General features: G+C 71.8%; 11 protein-coding genes and 1 tRNA gene. 2 read left to right on the top strand and 10 right to left on the bottom strand.

Annotated features, from left to right (window positions below; genetic code table 11):
• Positions 1-437: 437 nt before the first annotated feature.
• Complete coding sequence (locus IE206_RS26325) at positions 438-2,222, bottom strand: DEAD/DEAH box helicase (RefSeq protein ID WP_189966194.1); 1,785 nt, start codon at positions 2,220-2,222, stop codon at positions 438-440.
• A gap of 323 nt (positions 2,223-2,545) precedes the next feature.
• Positions 2,546-3,994 (bottom strand): MFS transporter, encoded by a 1,449-nt coding sequence (locus IE206_RS26320; protein ID WP_189966192.1) that lies wholly within the window; start codon positions 3,992-3,994, stop codon positions 2,546-2,548.
• Positions 3,995-4,177: 183 nt separating this feature from the next.
• Here IE206_RS26320 and IE206_RS26315 point away from each other — a divergent pair.
• Positions 4,178-4,252: transfer RNA gene (locus IE206_RS26315), tRNA-Cys, on the top strand.
• Between the two features lie 9 nt (positions 4,253-4,261).
• On the opposite strand, the gene IE206_RS26310 is transcribed toward IE206_RS26315, so the two are convergent.
• From IE206_RS26310 to IE206_RS26295, 4 genes are all read right to left on the bottom strand, one after another.
• Positions 4,262-4,819: a hypothetical protein gene (locus IE206_RS26310; RefSeq protein WP_189966190.1), complete on the bottom strand. Its 558-nt coding sequence runs from the start codon at positions 4,817-4,819 to the stop codon at positions 4,262-4,264.
• Between the two features lie 89 nt (positions 4,820-4,908).
• Positions 4,909-7,215: a DUF6571 family protein gene (locus IE206_RS26305; protein ID WP_189966188.1), complete on the bottom strand. Its 2,307-nt coding sequence runs from the start codon at positions 7,213-7,215 to the stop codon at positions 4,909-4,911.
• Positions 7,216-7,232: 17 nt separating this feature from the next.
• Complete coding sequence (locus tag IE206_RS26300; RefSeq protein ID WP_189966185.1) at positions 7,233-7,592, bottom strand: hypothetical protein; 360 nt, start codon at positions 7,590-7,592, stop codon at positions 7,233-7,235.
• A gap of 162 nt (positions 7,593-7,754) precedes the next feature.
• The gene (locus IE206_RS26295; protein ID WP_189966183.1) at positions 7,755-8,069 is read right to left on the bottom strand and encodes a winged helix-turn-helix transcriptional regulator; all 315 of its coding nucleotides are present in this window, start codon (positions 8,067-8,069) and stop codon (positions 7,755-7,757) included.
• 107 nt (positions 8,070-8,176) lie between these two features.
• Between IE206_RS26295 and IE206_RS26290 the strand changes: the two genes are divergently transcribed.
• The gene (locus IE206_RS26290) at positions 8,177-9,076 is read left to right on the top strand and encodes an NAD(P)-dependent oxidoreductase (protein WP_189966181.1); all 900 of its coding nucleotides are present in this window, start codon (positions 8,177-8,179) and stop codon (positions 9,074-9,076) included.
• Here IE206_RS26290 and IE206_RS26285 read toward each other — a convergent pair.
• The 4 genes from IE206_RS26285 to IE206_RS26270 all read right to left on the bottom strand — a co-directional run bounded on the left by IE206_RS26285 (position 9,073) and on the right by IE206_RS26270 (position 15,954).
• Entirely contained in the window at positions 9,073-11,391 is a 2,319-nt protein-coding gene (locus tag IE206_RS26285; protein WP_189966179.1) for a xanthine dehydrogenase family protein molybdopterin-binding subunit, read from the bottom strand. The two genes, IE206_RS26290 and IE206_RS26285, sit on opposite strands and share 4 nt — an antisense overlap.
• Positions 11,388-13,013 carry a 2Fe-2S iron-sulfur cluster-binding protein gene (locus IE206_RS26280; RefSeq protein ID WP_373300986.1) on the bottom strand — a complete coding sequence of 542 codons (1,626 nt, stop codon included), beginning with the start codon at positions 13,011-13,013 and terminating at the stop codon, positions 11,388-11,390. The genes IE206_RS26285 and IE206_RS26280 overlap by 4 nt, the downstream gene beginning before the upstream one ends.
• Positions 13,010-13,909, bottom strand: coding sequence for an FAD binding domain-containing protein (locus IE206_RS26275; protein WP_189966177.1), 900 nt, complete (start codon positions 13,907-13,909; stop codon positions 13,010-13,012). The genes IE206_RS26280 and IE206_RS26275 overlap by 4 nt, the downstream gene beginning before the upstream one ends.
• Before the next feature lie 335 nt (positions 13,910-14,244).
• Positions 14,245-15,954 carry a beta-N-acetylhexosaminidase gene (locus IE206_RS26270; protein ID WP_189966175.1) on the bottom strand — a complete coding sequence of 570 codons (1,710 nt, stop codon included), beginning with the start codon at positions 15,952-15,954 and terminating at the stop codon, positions 14,245-14,247.
• Between the last annotated feature and the right edge of the window lie 132 nt (positions 15,955-16,086).

Here is a 16,086-nt window from a genome sequence, read left to right as displayed (position 1 = left end):
GGTTCGCGGCGCCGGTCCCATCGGCATCGCGCGCAGAGCCCGCCGGCGAGGCCAAGGCACCGGCTGCGCTCCGCGGCGACGCTGCCACGGGGCGTTTGCATGGCCGGGACAGTAGCGAGCGGACACCGCTCAGCGGAAGACCTCGTCCAGAATCCGGGCGCGATCAGAATTCCGGGCCCCATGGAATGGGCGAACCAGCCCCAACGGATGGACAAATAATGTCCGTGGGCGACGAATTTGATCCCTGTTCGATCACGTTCAGGACCTAAGTCCGTCTTGGTGAGGACCTTGGGCGACCGGAATGGATTTACCGGGACATTACTGTGGCAGTCGTCCGAGGGGCGTCCGTGGGGGCCGGTCCTCGTACGCATCCCGTACCCAAGGGATCGAACGGGGCCCGGCAACGCACGCCGGGCCCCGTTCGCAGTGTGCACCCGCTACTTCATGCGGGTCGCCCACTCCTGGACCTTCTTGATCCGCTCGCGGAGCTGGCCGGCCGTGGCCTCCGCGCTCGGCGGCCCGCCGCACACCCGGCGCAGCTCGGTGTGGATGACGCCGTGCGGCTTGCCGCTCTGGTGGACGTACGCGCCGACCATCGTGTTCAGCGACTTGCGCAGTTCGAGCAGTTCCTTGTGCGAGACGACGGGGCGCCGCTCGGCGGGCATTTCGAGCAGATCGGCCTGCTCGGCCGGCTTCTGGCGGCTGTGCGCGATCTGCCGGGCCTGCCGCTTCTGCAGCAGCATCTGCACCTGGTCCGGTTCGAGGAGCCCGGGAATCCCGAGATAGTCCTGCTCCTCCTCGCTTCCCGGGTGGGCCTGCATGCCGAATTCGGCGCCGTTGTACATGACCCGGTCGAAGACGGCATCGGATTCGAGGGCCTCGAAGGGGAGCATGTCGTCCCCGGTGTCCTCGTCCTGCTGCTTGTTCGCGTCGTCCATTTCCTGTTCGGACTCGGCGTACGGGTCTTCTTCCTCGCCGTCCTTCTTCGGCTTGTCGAGCACGTGGTCGCGCTCGACCTCCATCTCATTGGCGAAGCCGAGCAGCATCGGAATGGTGGGGAGGAAAACGGAAGCGGTCTCGCCGCGCCGCCGCGAACGCACGAAACGGCCGACGGCCTGGGCGAAGAAGAGGGGGGTGGAAATGGTGGTGGCGTACACGCCGACGGCCAGGCGCGGCACGTCGACGCCCTCGGACACCATGCGGACGGCGACCATCCACCGGGAGTCGCCCTCGCTGAACTCGTCGATCCGCTTGGAGGCGCCGGTGTCGTCGGAGAGGACGACGGTGGCCTTCGTGCCGGTGATCTCGCGGATCAGCTTGGCGTAGGCGCGGGCGGAGTCCTGGTCGGAGGCGATGACGAGCGCCCCGGCGTCCGGAATGGCCTTCCTGACTTCGGTGAGCCGCTGGTCGGCGGCCCGCAGCACATTGGGCATCCAGTCGCCGCGCGGGTCGAGCGCGGTGCGCCAGGCCTGCGAGATGGCGTCCTTGGTCATGGGCTCGCCGAGCCGGGCGGCGATCTCGTCACCGGCCTTGGTGCGCCAGCGCATGTTGCCGCTGTAGCTCATGAATATGACGGGCCGCACGACCCCGTCGGCGAGCGCGTTGCCGTATCCGTACGTGTAGTCGGCGGAGGACCGCCGGATGCCGTCGTTCCCCTCCTCGTACGTGACGAAGGGGATGGGGTTGGTGTCGGACCGGAAGGGCGTACCGGTGAGCGCGAGCCGCCGGGTGGCCGGGTCGAAGGCTTCGAGGCAGGCCTCGCCCCACGACTTGCTGTCGCCGGCGTGGTGGATCTCGTCCAGGATCACCAGGGTCTTGCGCTGCTCGCAGCGGTTGCGGTGCAGCATGGGGCGCACGCCGACACCGGCGTAGGTGACGGCGACGCCGTGGTACTCGCGGCTCAGCGGCCCGGCGCTGTAGTCCGGGTCGAGCTTGATGCCGACGCGGGCCGCCGCGTCCGCCCACTGCTTCTTGAGGTGCTCGGTCGGCGCGACGACGGTGATCTGCTGGACCACGTGGTGGTGCAGCAGCCACGACGCGAGCGTCAGCGCGAAGGTCGTCTTGCCGGCGCCGGGCGTCGCGACGGCGAGGAAGTCGCGCGGCTGCTCCTGGACGTACCTCTCCAGGGCACCCTGCTGCCAGGCACGCAGCTTGTTGGCGGTGCCCCAGGGGGCGCGGCCGGGGAAGGCGGGTGAGAGGTGGTGGGAGGCGGTAGTAGTCACGGTCTCCGGTTCGGGGCTCTCGGTTGTACGGGGTCAGGGGCGTCGGGGTTGGGGCCGGGGGCTGCGCCGAGGCTGGGCGGGGCTCTGTTTCCGGGTCGGCACCTGCGGCATTGAGGCGGGGCTGGGCTTCGTCCGGATCGGCACCGGCTGGCTTGGGGCTGGGGCTGAACTCCGTCCGGTTCGGCGGGCCGGGGCGGGTTCGGGCGCCGGCGCTTACGTACGACAACCGGGCCACCTTACCGGCGCGGGCCGGCCGACCCCGGCGGAACGCCTCCCGGCGGGCCGGGGTTGAGACCGGCCTCACAGGGGTGGGGCTCCCCCGCTCAGCCCCGCTCCCCCACCCGCCCCGCCACGAACGCCCCGCTCAGCGCCACCACCCCCATCGGCAGAAACACCACCAGGAACGCCCCCGGATGCGAGGCGGCCGGACCCGAGACCGCGCCGCCGCCCAGCGCCGCGAACCCCGCCCCGCCCGCCGCGAGCAGCAGCACGTTGGACAGGCCGTCCGAGATCTGGAGGGCGGCGGAATTCGCGCCGGCCTCCTGCGGGGCCGACAGCTTCAGGAGCAGCACGCTCGTCGAGGCGATCACCATGCCCATGCCGAAACAGCCCACGCCCCACGCGACGCCGACCACCCACACCGGCACCGCCGCGACGAGCACGCTCGGCGCGGCCACTATCGCGAGGGCCACAAGCACCATCCCGGCCACCATCAGCCGCTCCCGGTACGCCTCCATCCGGGGCCGGGCCTGCACGTACGAGCCCAGCGCCCAGGTCGCCCCGCCCACGGCCAGCGACAGCCCGGCCATCGTCGGCGTGAGCCCGCGCTGGGTGACGAGCATCAGCGGCACGAACGACTCCGCCGCGATGAACGACCCCGCCGCCACCCCGCGCAACAGCACCACCGCGGGCAGTCCGCGTGCCGCCCGCCAGGTGCCGTGCGGCAGCAGGGCGCGCCGTCCCGCGACCGCCGGGGCGAGCAGGGCCACGCCCGCCACGAACGGCAGCACGGACAGCCACCTCAGCTCCTGCCCCGCGTACTGCAGCAGCCCGGCCCCGACCGAGATCCCCAGCGCCAGCTTGATCCGGCGCCGGTCGAAGGGTTCGACGGGCGCCGACGGATCGGCCGGCCCCGACGCCATCCGCCGCGTCGCGGGCAGCGCGAGCGCCAGCGGGAACACCACGAGCGCCGGAATCCCGATGAACACCCAGCGCCAGCCCAGCTGTTCGGTGGCCGTCCCCGCCACGAGCGGCCCCACCACCGAGGGCACCACCCAGCCCGCCGCGAACGCCGCCATGATCGTCGGCTGGAGCCGCGCGGGATAGGCCCGCCCGATGACGACGTACAGCGCGACGATCACAAGGCCGCCGCCGAGCCCCTGCACGGCCCGCCCCGCGATGAACGTCCACATGTTCAGCGCGGTCCCGGACAGCAGCAGCCCCGCCGCGAACCCCGACATCCCGACCCCGAGCGCCCCGAGCGGCCCGCGCCGGTCGGCCCACTGCCCCGCGACGACCATCCCGAACAAACTCGTCGTGAAGTACGCGGAGAAGGCGAAGGCGTACAGCGACACCCCGTCGAGCTCCCGCGCCGCGACGGGCATGGCCGTACCCACGGCGGTCGCCTCGAAGGCGATGAGCAGCACGACGGTGACGATCCCGAAGCTCAGCGCGCGGTACTCCCGCCCCAGAATCCCCCCGGCGACACCCCCTCCGGGGAGGTCAGCGGTCGGGGCATCCGTACGGGGTCCGGAGGATTCAAGGGCACTCATCCGGCCAGAGTAAGAGGCGTACTGCGTACTGGCCCCTGTCAAAAGGTGGGATCCCGACTACCCGAATAGTCGTAGTCCCACGCCCGAACATGAACGCCGCATGGCAGTCCCGTTGCACCCAGCGGGACACCCTTCCCCTCCCCCGCACCCGCCCCCTACGGTCATTCCAACGCACCAGCACACGGCCGTGTGCCCGAGTGGTTGAGGGGCTCGCCTGCAAAGCGAGTTACGCCGGTTCGATTCCGGTCACGGCCTCCAACAGCCGGATCAATTCCGGCACTTGAGCTTCTGCTTGGCGAACTGGACGTACTGCTTCATCAGGGTGGTCAGTACGTCCGTCACATGCTGCGTGCTGGGTGCACTGTTCGCGGTCAAGCCCAGCTCGACGACCTCGACCTCCGCCGGGGAGACATTGCTCGGTGACGGTGGCAGGCCGGGGCGCTCACAACGGAAGTAGGCCCTGGCGCCGCCGCGGAAGACAATGCCCTTGTCTCCCGCCGCTATGGGCGTGGGCCCGAACTGTGTCAGCGAGTTCCAGACGTGCTTCTCCAGATCGCTTCCCGCTGACCACGAGCGGTCTCCCCAAGCGGTGAACCGAGATTCCCCGTCGACATGGATCTGGCAGCCCGCAGACTTGAAGCGCCCGTAGAGATCGAAGACCGGGTCGCCCTTGATCTCCGCGTTCGGGTCCGTGGCCTTCGGCAGCAGAGCGGCAACCGCGGTCCCGTCGAACGCTCGCCAGCAGACCTTCGGCGGCAGCGCGGGTACGACATGGTCGTCCGCCTCCGAACCGCCCGAGCATCCACCGACTGCCGGTATCGCCATCAGTGCGACGGCGAGCGATATCGTCGCCGTCCTGCTGCTCCTGCCCCCGCGGGTGCGGCCCGCCGAACGCGAGCCCCACTGGCGGCGGGTCACTTCCCTCCGCCGGGGGCGGTCGAGCTGGCCAGGAAGCTCCGGCCTGCGACATGGCCCGCCGCGGCACCGGTGGAAGCCGTGCCCCGGTACTCCTGGACGTCATGTCCCGCGGCACCCGCGCTCCTGCCTGCGGTCGACACGGCGTCCGCCGCGGATCGCTTGACCTTCTCCTCAGCCTGCGAGTACGCGGTCGCAGCCTCCTGAGCCGCCAACCCCGAGGAGTCCTGCTGGGCGTTCTCGAGGGAGGACTTGGAGATTTCCTCCTTCAGCCACTCCACGGCGTCGCCCCCAACCGGAATCATCTCCACATATTTCGCGCCCACCGCGTCGATGATGCGGTTCGTCCACTCGACGTTGTCCTCGACAGCGGTGTTGAACTGGGCATCCGCCGCTGAATGCTTCTCGTAAATCGCCTCGACGCGGGCTTGGGTCATGATTCCCGAGATCTCACCCCCCGGGTAGACCGCATTGCGAATAGCCTCCCCCACATCGGAGCCATGGTTCTCCGGGTGGGCGAACACGTCACGCACCAGCAGTGTCGTATACGCCTGTTGAGCATTCGTGATCGCGCCATACGCATCGGGGTCCTGGGCCACGGCTCCCAGAAAATGGGCCAGCTGTCCGGTGTCGGCGAACTTCGCCAGCACCCCGAAGGGCTTGGCCTGATCCGCCCCGTTCTCGACCCTCGCCTGAATATCAGCCATATACTCCGCAGCCATATTCCCAAAGTTCCCCGAAAGCCCCTCCAGCTTCCCCGGCGCATCGTCCTCGCCCAGGATCAAGGACGGATCCGCGCCGATCTTCGCGACCACCTTTTCCATCACGTTCGCCATCGCCGCCGTGTGCTCCACCGGCTTCGCCGTCTCGTCGCCCGGGATGCGGCCCGTGACCGCTGCCTCCAGGGCGTTGCCCAGGGCGGACTGGTACGGGGTGCGGGCGTCGGGGAGGGCGTCGTAGCGGTCGTCCGTGGGGGGCTTGTCCAGGAGGTGGTCGACCATGCTGAGCCGGCCGCCACCGGGCGCCCGGACCGCCGCGTCGTCCGCCGTCACCAGGCCGTTGCCGTCGCTGTCCGAACGGACCGGCTCGTTGAAGAACTCCGCGGACGACTCCGGGTTGTTGGACATCGCCGACATCAGGCCGGTCAGCGGGTCGAAGCCCCGGCCGCCCGACGGGTCGAGGTTCAGGGCCATGCCCGGGACCTGCGGTACACCCTGCTCGAAGACCTTCGGGTTCTGGTGCTCGAACCCCACCATGTCGCGGGCGACCGGCAGCAGGAACTCCCTGTCGTACGTGCCGTGCCGCAGCAGCGCCCCCAGTGCCTGGTACCCGTACACCTTCGTCCCCGCGCCCGCGAAACCGCTGACGTCGACCGGGCGGCGGCCCGCCCGCATCAGGTCGGTCGTCCAGGGGCCGTCGAGGTGGCCGGGGGTGTGCGGGTTCGTGGCGAGGCCCAGCATCGGGCCCAGGTCGTCCTGGACGTGGCGGACCATCGCCGCCCGGTCCAGGCCCGCCGGGCCGAGGCCCGTCGCGTCGAGGGAGAGCCGGGTGTAGAACCCCAGCGTTCCCTGCGCGCCGAGCCGCCGGTAGAAGGACGTCGAGAACTCGGGGTCCTGGGCGTTCGCGTCCAGCAGGGTCTGGAGCTGCTTGAGCTCCTCCACGTTGCGGGCCGTGCCGCCCTCGCCCGTGACGCGCTTCGCCAGGTCGACCGCCCGCGCGGCCTCCTCGTCGTCCAGGGAGGCGAACCGTGGTGCGCTGAAGTCGTGTTCGTTCGGGAGGTTCGCCGTCAGGGCGAGGCGCAGCGACTCGTCCGCCGCGTCGCACCCGGCGATCAGCGCGTCCACCTTGCGCTGCCAGGCCGCGACATGCTCCCGCTCGGCCTTCATGTCCTTCGCCAGCCCGTCGTACTCGGGGTCGTGTCGCCTCGCAGCGTCGTCCGCGACCGGGTGGCGGGCCACGACCCGGCCCTTCCCGTCGACCGCGATGCCGTTCTGCTCCGCGCCGTCGAGAACGGCCTGCAGCCCGTCCTTCGCCTTCTTGAACTCCGTGTACGCATCGAGCAGGAGCCGGTGCACACCCTCGGCCTCCTGCTCGGCGTCCGCGAACTCCTTCACCGTCTTGCGGACGAACTCGCGGGTAACCCCCGCGTTCACCCCGGCCCACCTGGCCGTCTCGGCGTGCACCCGCATGCCGTCGTGCGCCTCGTCGGACAGCCTCTTCAGGCTGCGCGCCATGTCGGACCAGTCGTCCACCGCCGTTTTGAGCTTGTCGACCGGCGCGTTCACCACATCCGCGTACTTCAGCAACTGCCGCTATCCGTCCGCTAGTTGATGTAGCCGCTGATCACCGAGACGGCCGCCAGGGCGCCCTGTACGCGCGCGTCGTCCTTCCCGTGCTGGGCGGTCGAGTAGTCGAGGTGGTTCGAGATCTGCGCGCAGGCGTCGCGGAGCGTCGTGTACTGGCTCTGCCAGGTGTCGTGGACCTTCATCAGGGCGGCGCCACTGGTGAAGTTGTCCGCGCTGAGCGCCCGCGCCGCTTCGAAGGTGGCCGCTCTCGCGTGATCGCCGTCGCGCCGGAATCCGTCGTACAGCTTGTGCGCGTCCGAGCCGATCACCCCGAGATCATCGGCGTGCGCGACGAGATCCCCGCCGCCCGAACCCTGCGCCGCCGCCCCTGACGCCATCCCCAACTCCCGTTCTGTACGCGTGCATTACGGAATCTTTGCCGTCAGCGTACGGGAGGGAGATCCCACGGGTTCTGCGTCAGAGGGCACTCAGGGGTGAATCGGCGGCCGTACTCATGTCCCGGGATTCACCTCGGCCGGGCCCGTCGCCCGCGCGCGGCCTCACGCCGCCAGCGGTTCGAGCGCCTCGTTGAGGAGCGCCCCGTCCTCGGTCAGCGCGTACTCGACGCGGGGCGGCACCTGGTCGTACGAGACGCGGCTCACCACGCCGTCCGCCTCCATCTCGCGCAGGTGCGAGGCGAGAACCTTCTCGGTGATTCCCGGCAGCAATCGGCGCAGTTCACCGAAGCGGCGACAGGGGTGTTCGTGGAGGGCCCAGAGGATCAGCACCTTCCACTTGCCGCCGATCACCTCCATCGCGGTGTCGATCCCGCAGATGTGCCCGTCCGGCGCGCCCGGCCGGTTCAGCGTCGTCATGCCCCACCCCCTCCAGAACGCTCTGACCTGCTCACTCACCCCAGGGTAACCACCCACTCCCAAGTGCGTACTTGATCATGCATCGGGTCGCGGCGAGCCTGAACCGCATGACACAGCACCCTGATCACCCCGAGAAGCCCTCGCTCACTCTCCTCGGCCTCGGCGCCATGGGCTCCGCCCTCGCCCGTACCTGGCTGGCCGCCGGGCACCCGCTCACCGTCTGGAACCGCAGCCCCGCCCGCGCTGCCACGATCGCCGCCGAAGGCGCGCGGGCCGCCGGCAGTGCCGCCGAGGCCGTGGCGGCCAACTCCCTTGTCATCACGTGCCTGTTGGACGACGAGTCTGTCGGTGACGCCCTTGCGGGGGCGGACCTGGCCGGCAAGGACCTCGTCAATCTGACCACCAGCACTCCGGCCCAGGCCAGGGCCCGCGGCGCGTGGGCGCGCGAGCGGGGCGCCCGCTACCTGGACGGCGGGATCATGGCCGTACCGCCGATGATCGGCGTACCCGAAGCGGGCGGTTACGTCTTCTACAGCGGCTCGCGCGAGCTGTTCGAGCGGCATCGGGAGACACTGGCCGTTCCGGTCGGCACCACCTACGTCGGCGAGGACGCGGGCTTCGCGGCGCTGCACGACGTGGCGCTGCTCAGCGCCATGTACGGGATGTTCGCGGGAGCCGCGCACGCCTTCGCCCTGATCCGCGAGGAGGACATCGACCCCGCCTCGCTCGCCCCGCTGCTCGCCGACTGGCTCGTCGCGATGGCGCCGTCGGTGCACCAGACGGCCGACCACCTGAAGAGCGGCGACTACACCAAGGGGGTCGTCTCCAACCTCGGCATGCAGGTGGCCGGAACCCCGACTTTCCTCGACACGGCCGAGCAGCAGGGCGTCAGCCCCGAACTGCTCGTTCCGTACTTCGCGTTGATGCGGCGGCGCCTGGCCGAGAGCAGTGCCGAGGAGAGCCTGACGGGCGTGGTCGACCTGCTCCGGCGCCGGCCGAACCACTAGCCCTGCTGGACCACCGCCGCCTGGGGGCGGATCGGGAGGCGGTTGACCGGGCGGCCGGTCGCGGCGCGGACCGCGGAGGCGATCGCGGCCGGCGAGGTGACCACCGGGACGGCGCTCGCCGCCTTGGCGCCGAAGGGGGCCACCACGTCGCGTTCCTCGACCAGTTTCACGATGCGGATGTCGGGGGCGTCGAGCGCGGTCGGCAGGGCGTAGCCCGTGAGGTCGGGGTGGCGGATCCGGCCGCGTACCGTACGCAGGTTCTCGGTGAGGGCCGCGCCCACGCCCTGGGTCACGCCGGCCTCGATCCGGGCCGCGAGCTGGCGGGGGTTGAGGATGCGGCCGACGTCCTGAGCCACGGCGAGTTCGACGACGCGGACCGAGCCGAGCTCGATGTCGACGTCGACCACCGCGCGGATCGCGCAGAACGCCAGGCCCACGAACGCGTCGCCCTGCCCCGTCTCGTCCAGCGGCTCGGTGGGGTGGGGGCGGCACTGGGCGGTGGCCCAGAGTTCCTTGCCGTCCATCGCCTCGGTCACCGTCGTGGACAGCACGCCGTCGTACGAGGTGATCTTGCCGTCGGCGATCTGGAGCAGCTCCGTGGACATGCCGAACTTGTGCGCCAGGGGCTGGAGCAGCTGGGTGCGGACCATCTTGGCCGCGCGCTCGACCGCGCCGCCGGACACCCAGGTGTGGCGGCCGTGGGTCGCGGGGCCCGCCGGGGGCTGGTCGGTGTCGACGGGGGCGACGTGGACCTCGTCGATGCCCAGGGTCTCCTGGACGATCTGGCGGGCCAGCGTGGTGAAGCCCTGGCCGGTCTCGACGGCCGCGCAGATGACCGTGGCGACGCCGTCCTGGACCTTGACGGTGGCCGTGGAGACCTCGTCGGTGCCCTCCGCGCCGAGCATGTGGACCATGCCGAGCGCGTAGCCGACGCCGCGCCGGACCGCGTCCGGCTCGCCCGCGCCCTCGGGGCCGCCCGGCAGCAGCCAGTCGTCCTCGGGGGCGTCCTTGGGGAGGGTCGGAAGCGGGAAGTCCCTTACGGCGGCGAGGAGTTCGGCCACCGGGGCCGGGCAGGTCACCGTCTGGCCGGTGGGCAGCAGATCCCCGGTCGCAAGCGCGTTGCGCATGCGCAGCTCGGCCGGGTCGAGGCCCAGCTTCGCCGCCAGCTTGTCCATTTGGCCCTCGTACGCCGCGCACACCTGCATGGCGCCCTCGCCCCGGACGTGCCCGGACGGCGGGTTGTTGGTGCGCACCGCCCAGCCCTCGACGAAGGCGTGCGGCACGACGTACGGGCCGCACGCGAACGCGACGGCGGCGGCCAGGGATTCGGAGGAGGCCTCGGCGTACGCCCCCGCGTCGAGCAGGATCTGCGCCTCGACCTTGACGAGGCGGCCCTCGGTGTCCGCGTGGTGGCGGTAGCGGAGGAGGGTGGGGTGGCGGTGGGCGTGGCCGAGGAAGGACTCCTCGCGGGTCGCGGTCAGCTTGACCGGGCAGCCCGTCTTCAACGCCAGCAGTCCCAGCGGGAGTTGGAAGCCGAGGTCCTCGCGGTCGCCGGTCGCGCCGGGCACGCCGGTGACCACGACCTTGACGCGGTCCGGCTCCAGGCCGAAGCAGGCGGCGGCCAGATCGCGGTCGCTGTGCGGGTCGGTGGAGGCGGCGTACAGCTCGACGCCGCCGTCGGGCCGGGGCACCGCGAGGCCCGCCTCGGCGCCGATCGGGGCCGGGTCCTGGCGGCCGATCCGGTACAGGCCCTCGACGACGACCTCGCCGGTGACCTCGGGGTCGCCGTACTGGAGCGGGATGTGCCGGATCAGGTTGCCGTCGGGGTGCAGCGGTTCGGCCGCGAACGCCTTCTCCGGGTCGGTGACCGGTTCGAGCACCTCGTACTCGACGGCGATCGCGGCGGCCGCGAGGCGCGCGGTGTCCGGGTGGTCGGCGGCCACGGCCGCGATGGGCTCGCCGTGGTGGCGTACGAACTCGGCGGCGAAGACCGGCCGGTCGGCGATGCGGCGGCCGAACGCCGGGTCGCCCGGAACGTCGGCGTGGGTCACCACGGACCGTACGCCCGGCATGGCGACCGCGGCCGAGGTGTCGATCGAGACGATGCGGGCGCAGGCGTGCGGGGCGCGCAGCACGGCCGCCCACAGCAGGCCCTCGGCCCACAGGTCGGCCGCGTAGGGGAAGGTGCCCTCGGTCTTGGCGCGCGCGTCGACCGGCGCGAGCGACGCGCCGATCCCGTGCGCGGGCGCCTGCTGCTCCGGCGCCGCCGCCGGGGAGGCGCCGTCGACCGTCGCGGTGGCTGCGTCGTTGCTCACGCCATGCCTCCGTCGTGCGTGTGCGGGGGCTTGGCGCTGCCGGCCCCGGGGGGTGCCTGGTGCGGGATGCGGGCCTCTTCGGCGGGGACCGCCCCGGCCGCCTCGCGGCCCGCCACGACGTCCTTCACCGCGTCGAGGACGCCACGGTAGCCGGAACAGCGGCACAGGTTGCCGCAGAGCGCCTGGCGGGTTTCGAGCTCGGTGGGGGCGTGGTTGCCTTCGAGCAGGTCGTGCACGGTCATGGCCATGCCGGGGATGCAGAATCCGCACTGCACGGCGCAGCTCTCGGCGAGGGCCCGCTGGACGTCGGAGGGTTCGCCGTTGGTGGCGAGCCCCTCGACGGTACGGACCTCGCTGCCGGCGGTGGTGGCCGCGGGCACCAGGCAGGAGGCGACGAGCCGCCCGTCCACCTGGACGTTGCAGGCTCCGCACTCGCCCTGCGAGCACCCGTCCTTGGCCCCGGCGAGCCCGAGCCGCTCGCGCAGCACGTACAGCAGCGACTCCCCGACCCAGGCCTCGGTGACGGGCCGGTCGGCGCCGTTGACGCGCAGCACGTAGGAGGCGCGGGGGTGTTCGAGGTCGGGGGCGGGCGCCGCTTCCACGACGGGCTCGGGTGCGGGGTCGGGGTCGGTCCCGGGGTCGTCGGCGACCTCGGGCGCGGGCCCGGAATCCGGCTCGGGCTCGGCTTCGGTCTGGGACACGGGAAGTTCGACCGATTCGGGCGCTTCAGACGCTTCGGGCACTTCGAGCGACTTGGCCGCTTCGGGTGCTTCGGCCGTTTCGGGTACGGGTTCGGCGGCGGGCGCTTCCTGCAGGGGCTCGGGCCCGCGCACGGCTTCCGGTTCCGGCTGCGGATGCGACTGGGGAGGTGACTGCGGGTGCGGCTGCCGGGCGGCGCCGTCCGTCGGCCCGGCGACATCCGATACGTCCCGTACATCCGGAATGCCGGCGGCGGGCGGCGCGGACTCCTGGGCCGCGGACTCCTGGATCTCGGGGTGGTTCTCGGGCCGGGGCTCGGGCTGCCGGGCCTCGGGCAGCTGGTTCGCCCAGGGGGCGGGCGCGCCGCCGGGGAGGGTGGCGGGCGGGGTCGAGCCCCACTGCTCGATCAGCGAGGAGGTCGTGAACTCGCCCGATTCTTCCGGGAGTTCACCCTCGGCGACCGGGATGGTCCACTGGCCGGTGCCCGCGAGGGAGGGCTCGTCGGCGAAGTTCCACTGGGCCGTGGCGGCCGGGTCGTGGGCGGGCTCCGTCGGGGTCGCGGGCACGGGGGCGGGCGCGGCGGGCTCCGGCCACACCACGGTCTGCGCACCCGGCGCCGGGTCGGCGTCGGGGGTGGGCTGCCCGGTGAGCTCGGTCGGGATGCGCCAGACGCCGGTCGCGCCCGGGTCCGTCGCGGCGGCCGGCGTGAGCGGCACGATCATCGGCGGTACGTAGCCGTGGCCGGGGGCGGCCAGCGGGGCGCCCATCATGTCCATGTCCGGGGGCAGCTGGACGAAGGCCGTGGCGTCGGGCTCGTACTCGCCGCCGTGCGGAACGGGCTCCCAGCCGCCGTGCCGGGGCACCTGGCCGTAGCCGTGCTCGTGTCCGCGCTCGGGCTCGTGCTCGTTGTTCCGGTCGGTCACGACAGCGCCCTCCCCAGTGCTCGTCGGGCCAACGCGGCGACGGTGCGCCGCAGATGCAGTACGGCCGGCGAGAGGGGCGGTGGCGGTGCACCGTCCACGGATGGCGCCGGGTCCGGGATGCAGGCGGCGGCCACGTACTCGCCGAACGCGCCGAGTGCCTCCGGGGCCAGCGCCGCGCGCTCGCCGTCCCAGTCGATGAGCGAGGCGATCCAGCGCTCGGCCTCCAGGGGCCGCAGCGGCATCGGCGCGATGGCGCCGACCGCGCAGCGCACCCCGCGCCGGGCCGGGTCCAGGACGACGGCGACCGAGGCGGTGGCGCGGCCGGGGCCGGTGCGGCCGGTCGCCTTGAGGAAAACTTGGGGAGCGTGCAACAGCGGCACCCGGACATATCCGATCAACTCGGCCGGGGCGAGCATGTCCCGGCCGGCCAGCAGGTGCGACACGGGGATTTCCCGCCGTGCGCCGTCCGGGCCCGCGATGACGAGGGTGGCTTCGAGCGCGGCGAGCACGGGCAGCGCGTCACCGGTCGGGGCGGCGGAGGCGATGTTGCCGCCCAGGGTGCCCGCGTTGCGGATCTGCGGGGGACCTGCGGCGCGAGCGGCCGCGGCGAGCGCCGGAATGAGCGCCGCGAAGTCCGGGCGCCCCATACGGGCGTGGGTGAGACCGGCGCCGAGCAGGGCGTGGCCGTCCTGGTACTGCCAGCCGCGGATCTCGTTGATCCGGCCGAGCCCGACCAGGCCCGCGGGGCGCAGAAGGCCCCGGTTCACGGCCGCCATCAGATCGGTGCCGCCCGCGACGGGCACGGCGGCAGGCATGGCCGCGAGCGCCGCCACGGCCTCGTCCAGTGAGGCAGGCAGCGTCACGGACTGCGCCGCCTGCGGTGCGTGCGTGGTCAACCCAGCTGCCCCTTCCCGGTGTCCCGGCCGTACCGGCTGTGCCGTCTGTAGCCACCTGCTGATGGCCGTACCGTACGTGCTCACAGCCCGGACGTGGCAACTCTGGCACATCTTCCGGACCGGCCGACGGGAGGGTCCGCGAAGCATGCTTCCGTCCCCGACCTGGGGAATGTTCCGGTTTGGAAAGCCTTGTACGACTTATGCGGTACGCCTTGTTCCGCACGCCGGGTGTTCGTCACAGCGGTCTTCCTCGCAGCCGGACACGGCCGGGGCGGCCGTGACCTGGGGTCACGCTCCCAGGGACACGGCCTCCGAGCACCCTCTTGAGCCAGGGCTCACCTGTTTGGGGGCGCCCCCTCGATCGGGCGTCCGAGCACACCTGGGCGCTGTTGCCACGGCAACGGGCCGGTCGGCGGACGGTAGTCGACGCCGAGCGCGTCAAGTCGCTTGTAGTGGGCGGTCATTCGCCGCTCGAAATCGGCGAAATCGCGGTCGGCGGGGGCGGGCAGGGCGCTCCAGGCCACCTCGGCGAAGGCTGCGAGCCGGGGGAACACCTGGTAGTCGACGCGGGACTGGTTCTCCATCACCTCGGTCCACACGTTGGCCTGGGTGCCGAGGATGTGGGCGGCTGCCTCGGGACCGAGCTGCGGCGGCACGGGCTCGAACCGGTAGACGTCCTCCAGGGTGCGTACGTATCCGATGGGCATCGGCTCGTCCTCGCCGCCGGCCTGGCGGTGGTCGAGGTAGACGTGCTGCTCGGGGCACATCACGACGTCGTGGCCGGCCTCGGCGGCCGCGATCCCGGCGCCGTAGCCGCGCCAGGACGAGACGGCGGCGCCGGGTGCGAGGCCGCCCTCCAGGATCTCGTCCCACCCGATGAGCCGACGCCCGCGCGCGCTCAGCCAGCTGTCGAAGTGCCGGATGAGCCAGGACTGGAGCTCGTTCTCACCGGCGAGCCCGAGCTCACGGATCCGCTCCTGTACGAGGTCGGACTTCTGCCACTGCTCCTTGGGGCACTCGTCCCCGCCGATGTGAATGAACGGCGAGGTCTCCTCGGGGAACATCTCGAGCACCTCCTCCAACACCCCTTCGTAGAAGCGGAGGGTGTTGTCAGTGGGGGCGAGTACGTTCGGATTGACGCCCCAGGTGTCCCAGACGGAGAGGGAGGCGGTGTCGATGACGTCGGTGTTGCCGAGTTCGGGGTACGCGGCGATGGCGGCCTGCGAATGCCCCGGGATGTCGATCTCGGGGACGACCCGGATATGCCGCTCGGCGGCGTACGCGACGATCTCGCGGATGTCCTCCTGGGTGTAGTAGCCCCCGTGCGGCTTCTCGTCCCACAGGGGTGATGCGCGATGCCCCCACTTGGTACGACTGCGCCAGGCTCCGACCTCGGTGAGCCGCGGGTACCGCTTGATTTCGACGCGCCACCCCTGATCGTCGGTGAGGTGGAAATGAAAGACATTGAGCTTGTGGGCGGCGATCAGATCGAGGTAGCGCAGCACGCCGTCCTTCGGCATGAAGTGCCGTGAGACGTCGAGCATGAGGCCGCGCCAGGCGAAGCGGGGCCCGTCTTCGACGGTGACCCCGGGGAGGTCCCAGTCGCGCCCGCTCTCCAGCGGGGCCCGGCGAAAGGCATCCGGCCCGAGCAGCTGACGGAACGTCTGCATCCCCCGGAACACGCCGGCCGCGCTGCCGCCCTCGATGAGTACGGCGACGTCCTCGACGGAGCGGTCCGTGGACAGCCGGTATCCCTCCGGGCCGTGCCGCCCCGCGACCTCCGGGCTGATCCGCAGCACGATGCGGTCCTGGCCGGTGGCACCGTCGGGGAGCGCCAGCCCGGTGGCGGCCCCGACGGTCCCTCGCAGGAGGGCGGCGAGGGGTTCGGTGCCGGGGGCGGTGTGGAGGGTGGTGTGGGGGTGCAGGGCGTGCCGGGTGGGGGGTTCTTGGGCCGTGTGGAGGGTGCTGGTGCTGGTGGGGGCGGGGATGAGGCTGTGAGGGTCGCGGGAGCTGTTGGGGGTGTGGGTGTCCGGGGCGATGTCCATGGGGTCCTTTCGTTGAGATGCGGTGTGTCGGGTGCGGCTCTTTCTTTCCCCGCCCCGCCCCTTCCCGAGACCCTCCGGGGGATCCGGGTCGGATGCGGACGGCGGACGGCATCGGGGGCGCGGCCCCCAGGC

It is taken from the genome of Streptomyces violascens, assembly GCF_014649955.1.
Classification (GTDB): Bacteria; Actinomycetota; Actinomycetes; order Streptomycetales; family Streptomycetaceae; genus Streptomyces; species Streptomyces violascens.
This window is presented reverse-complemented; position numbering and strand designations above follow the sequence as displayed.

What these genes read in the sequence shown, in the direction of transcription:
- IE206_RS26295 (WP_189966183.1), bottom strand. Translation starts at nt 8,069, where the DNA reads ATGACGACGCTGAACCGGCCGGGCGCGCCGGACGGGCACATCTGCGGG.
- IE206_RS26270 (WP_189966175.1), bottom strand. Translation starts at nt 15,954, where the DNA reads ATGGACATCGCCCCGGACACCCACACCCCCAACAGCTCCCGCGACCCT.
- IE206_RS26300 (WP_189966185.1), bottom strand. Translation starts at nt 7,592, where the DNA reads ATGGCGTCAGGGGCGGCGGCGCAGGGTTCGGGCGGCGGGGATCTCGTC.
- IE206_RS26290 (WP_189966181.1), top strand. Translation starts at nt 8,177, where the DNA reads ATGACACAGCACCCTGATCACCCCGAGAAGCCCTCGCTCACTCTCCTC.
- IE206_RS26310 (WP_189966190.1), bottom strand. Translation starts at nt 4,819, where the DNA reads ATGGCGATACCGGCAGTCGGTGGATGCTCGGGCGGTTCGGAGGCGGAC.
- IE206_RS26320 (WP_189966192.1), bottom strand. Translation starts at nt 3,994, where the DNA reads ATGAGTGCCCTTGAATCCTCCGGACCCCGTACGGATGCCCCGACCGCT.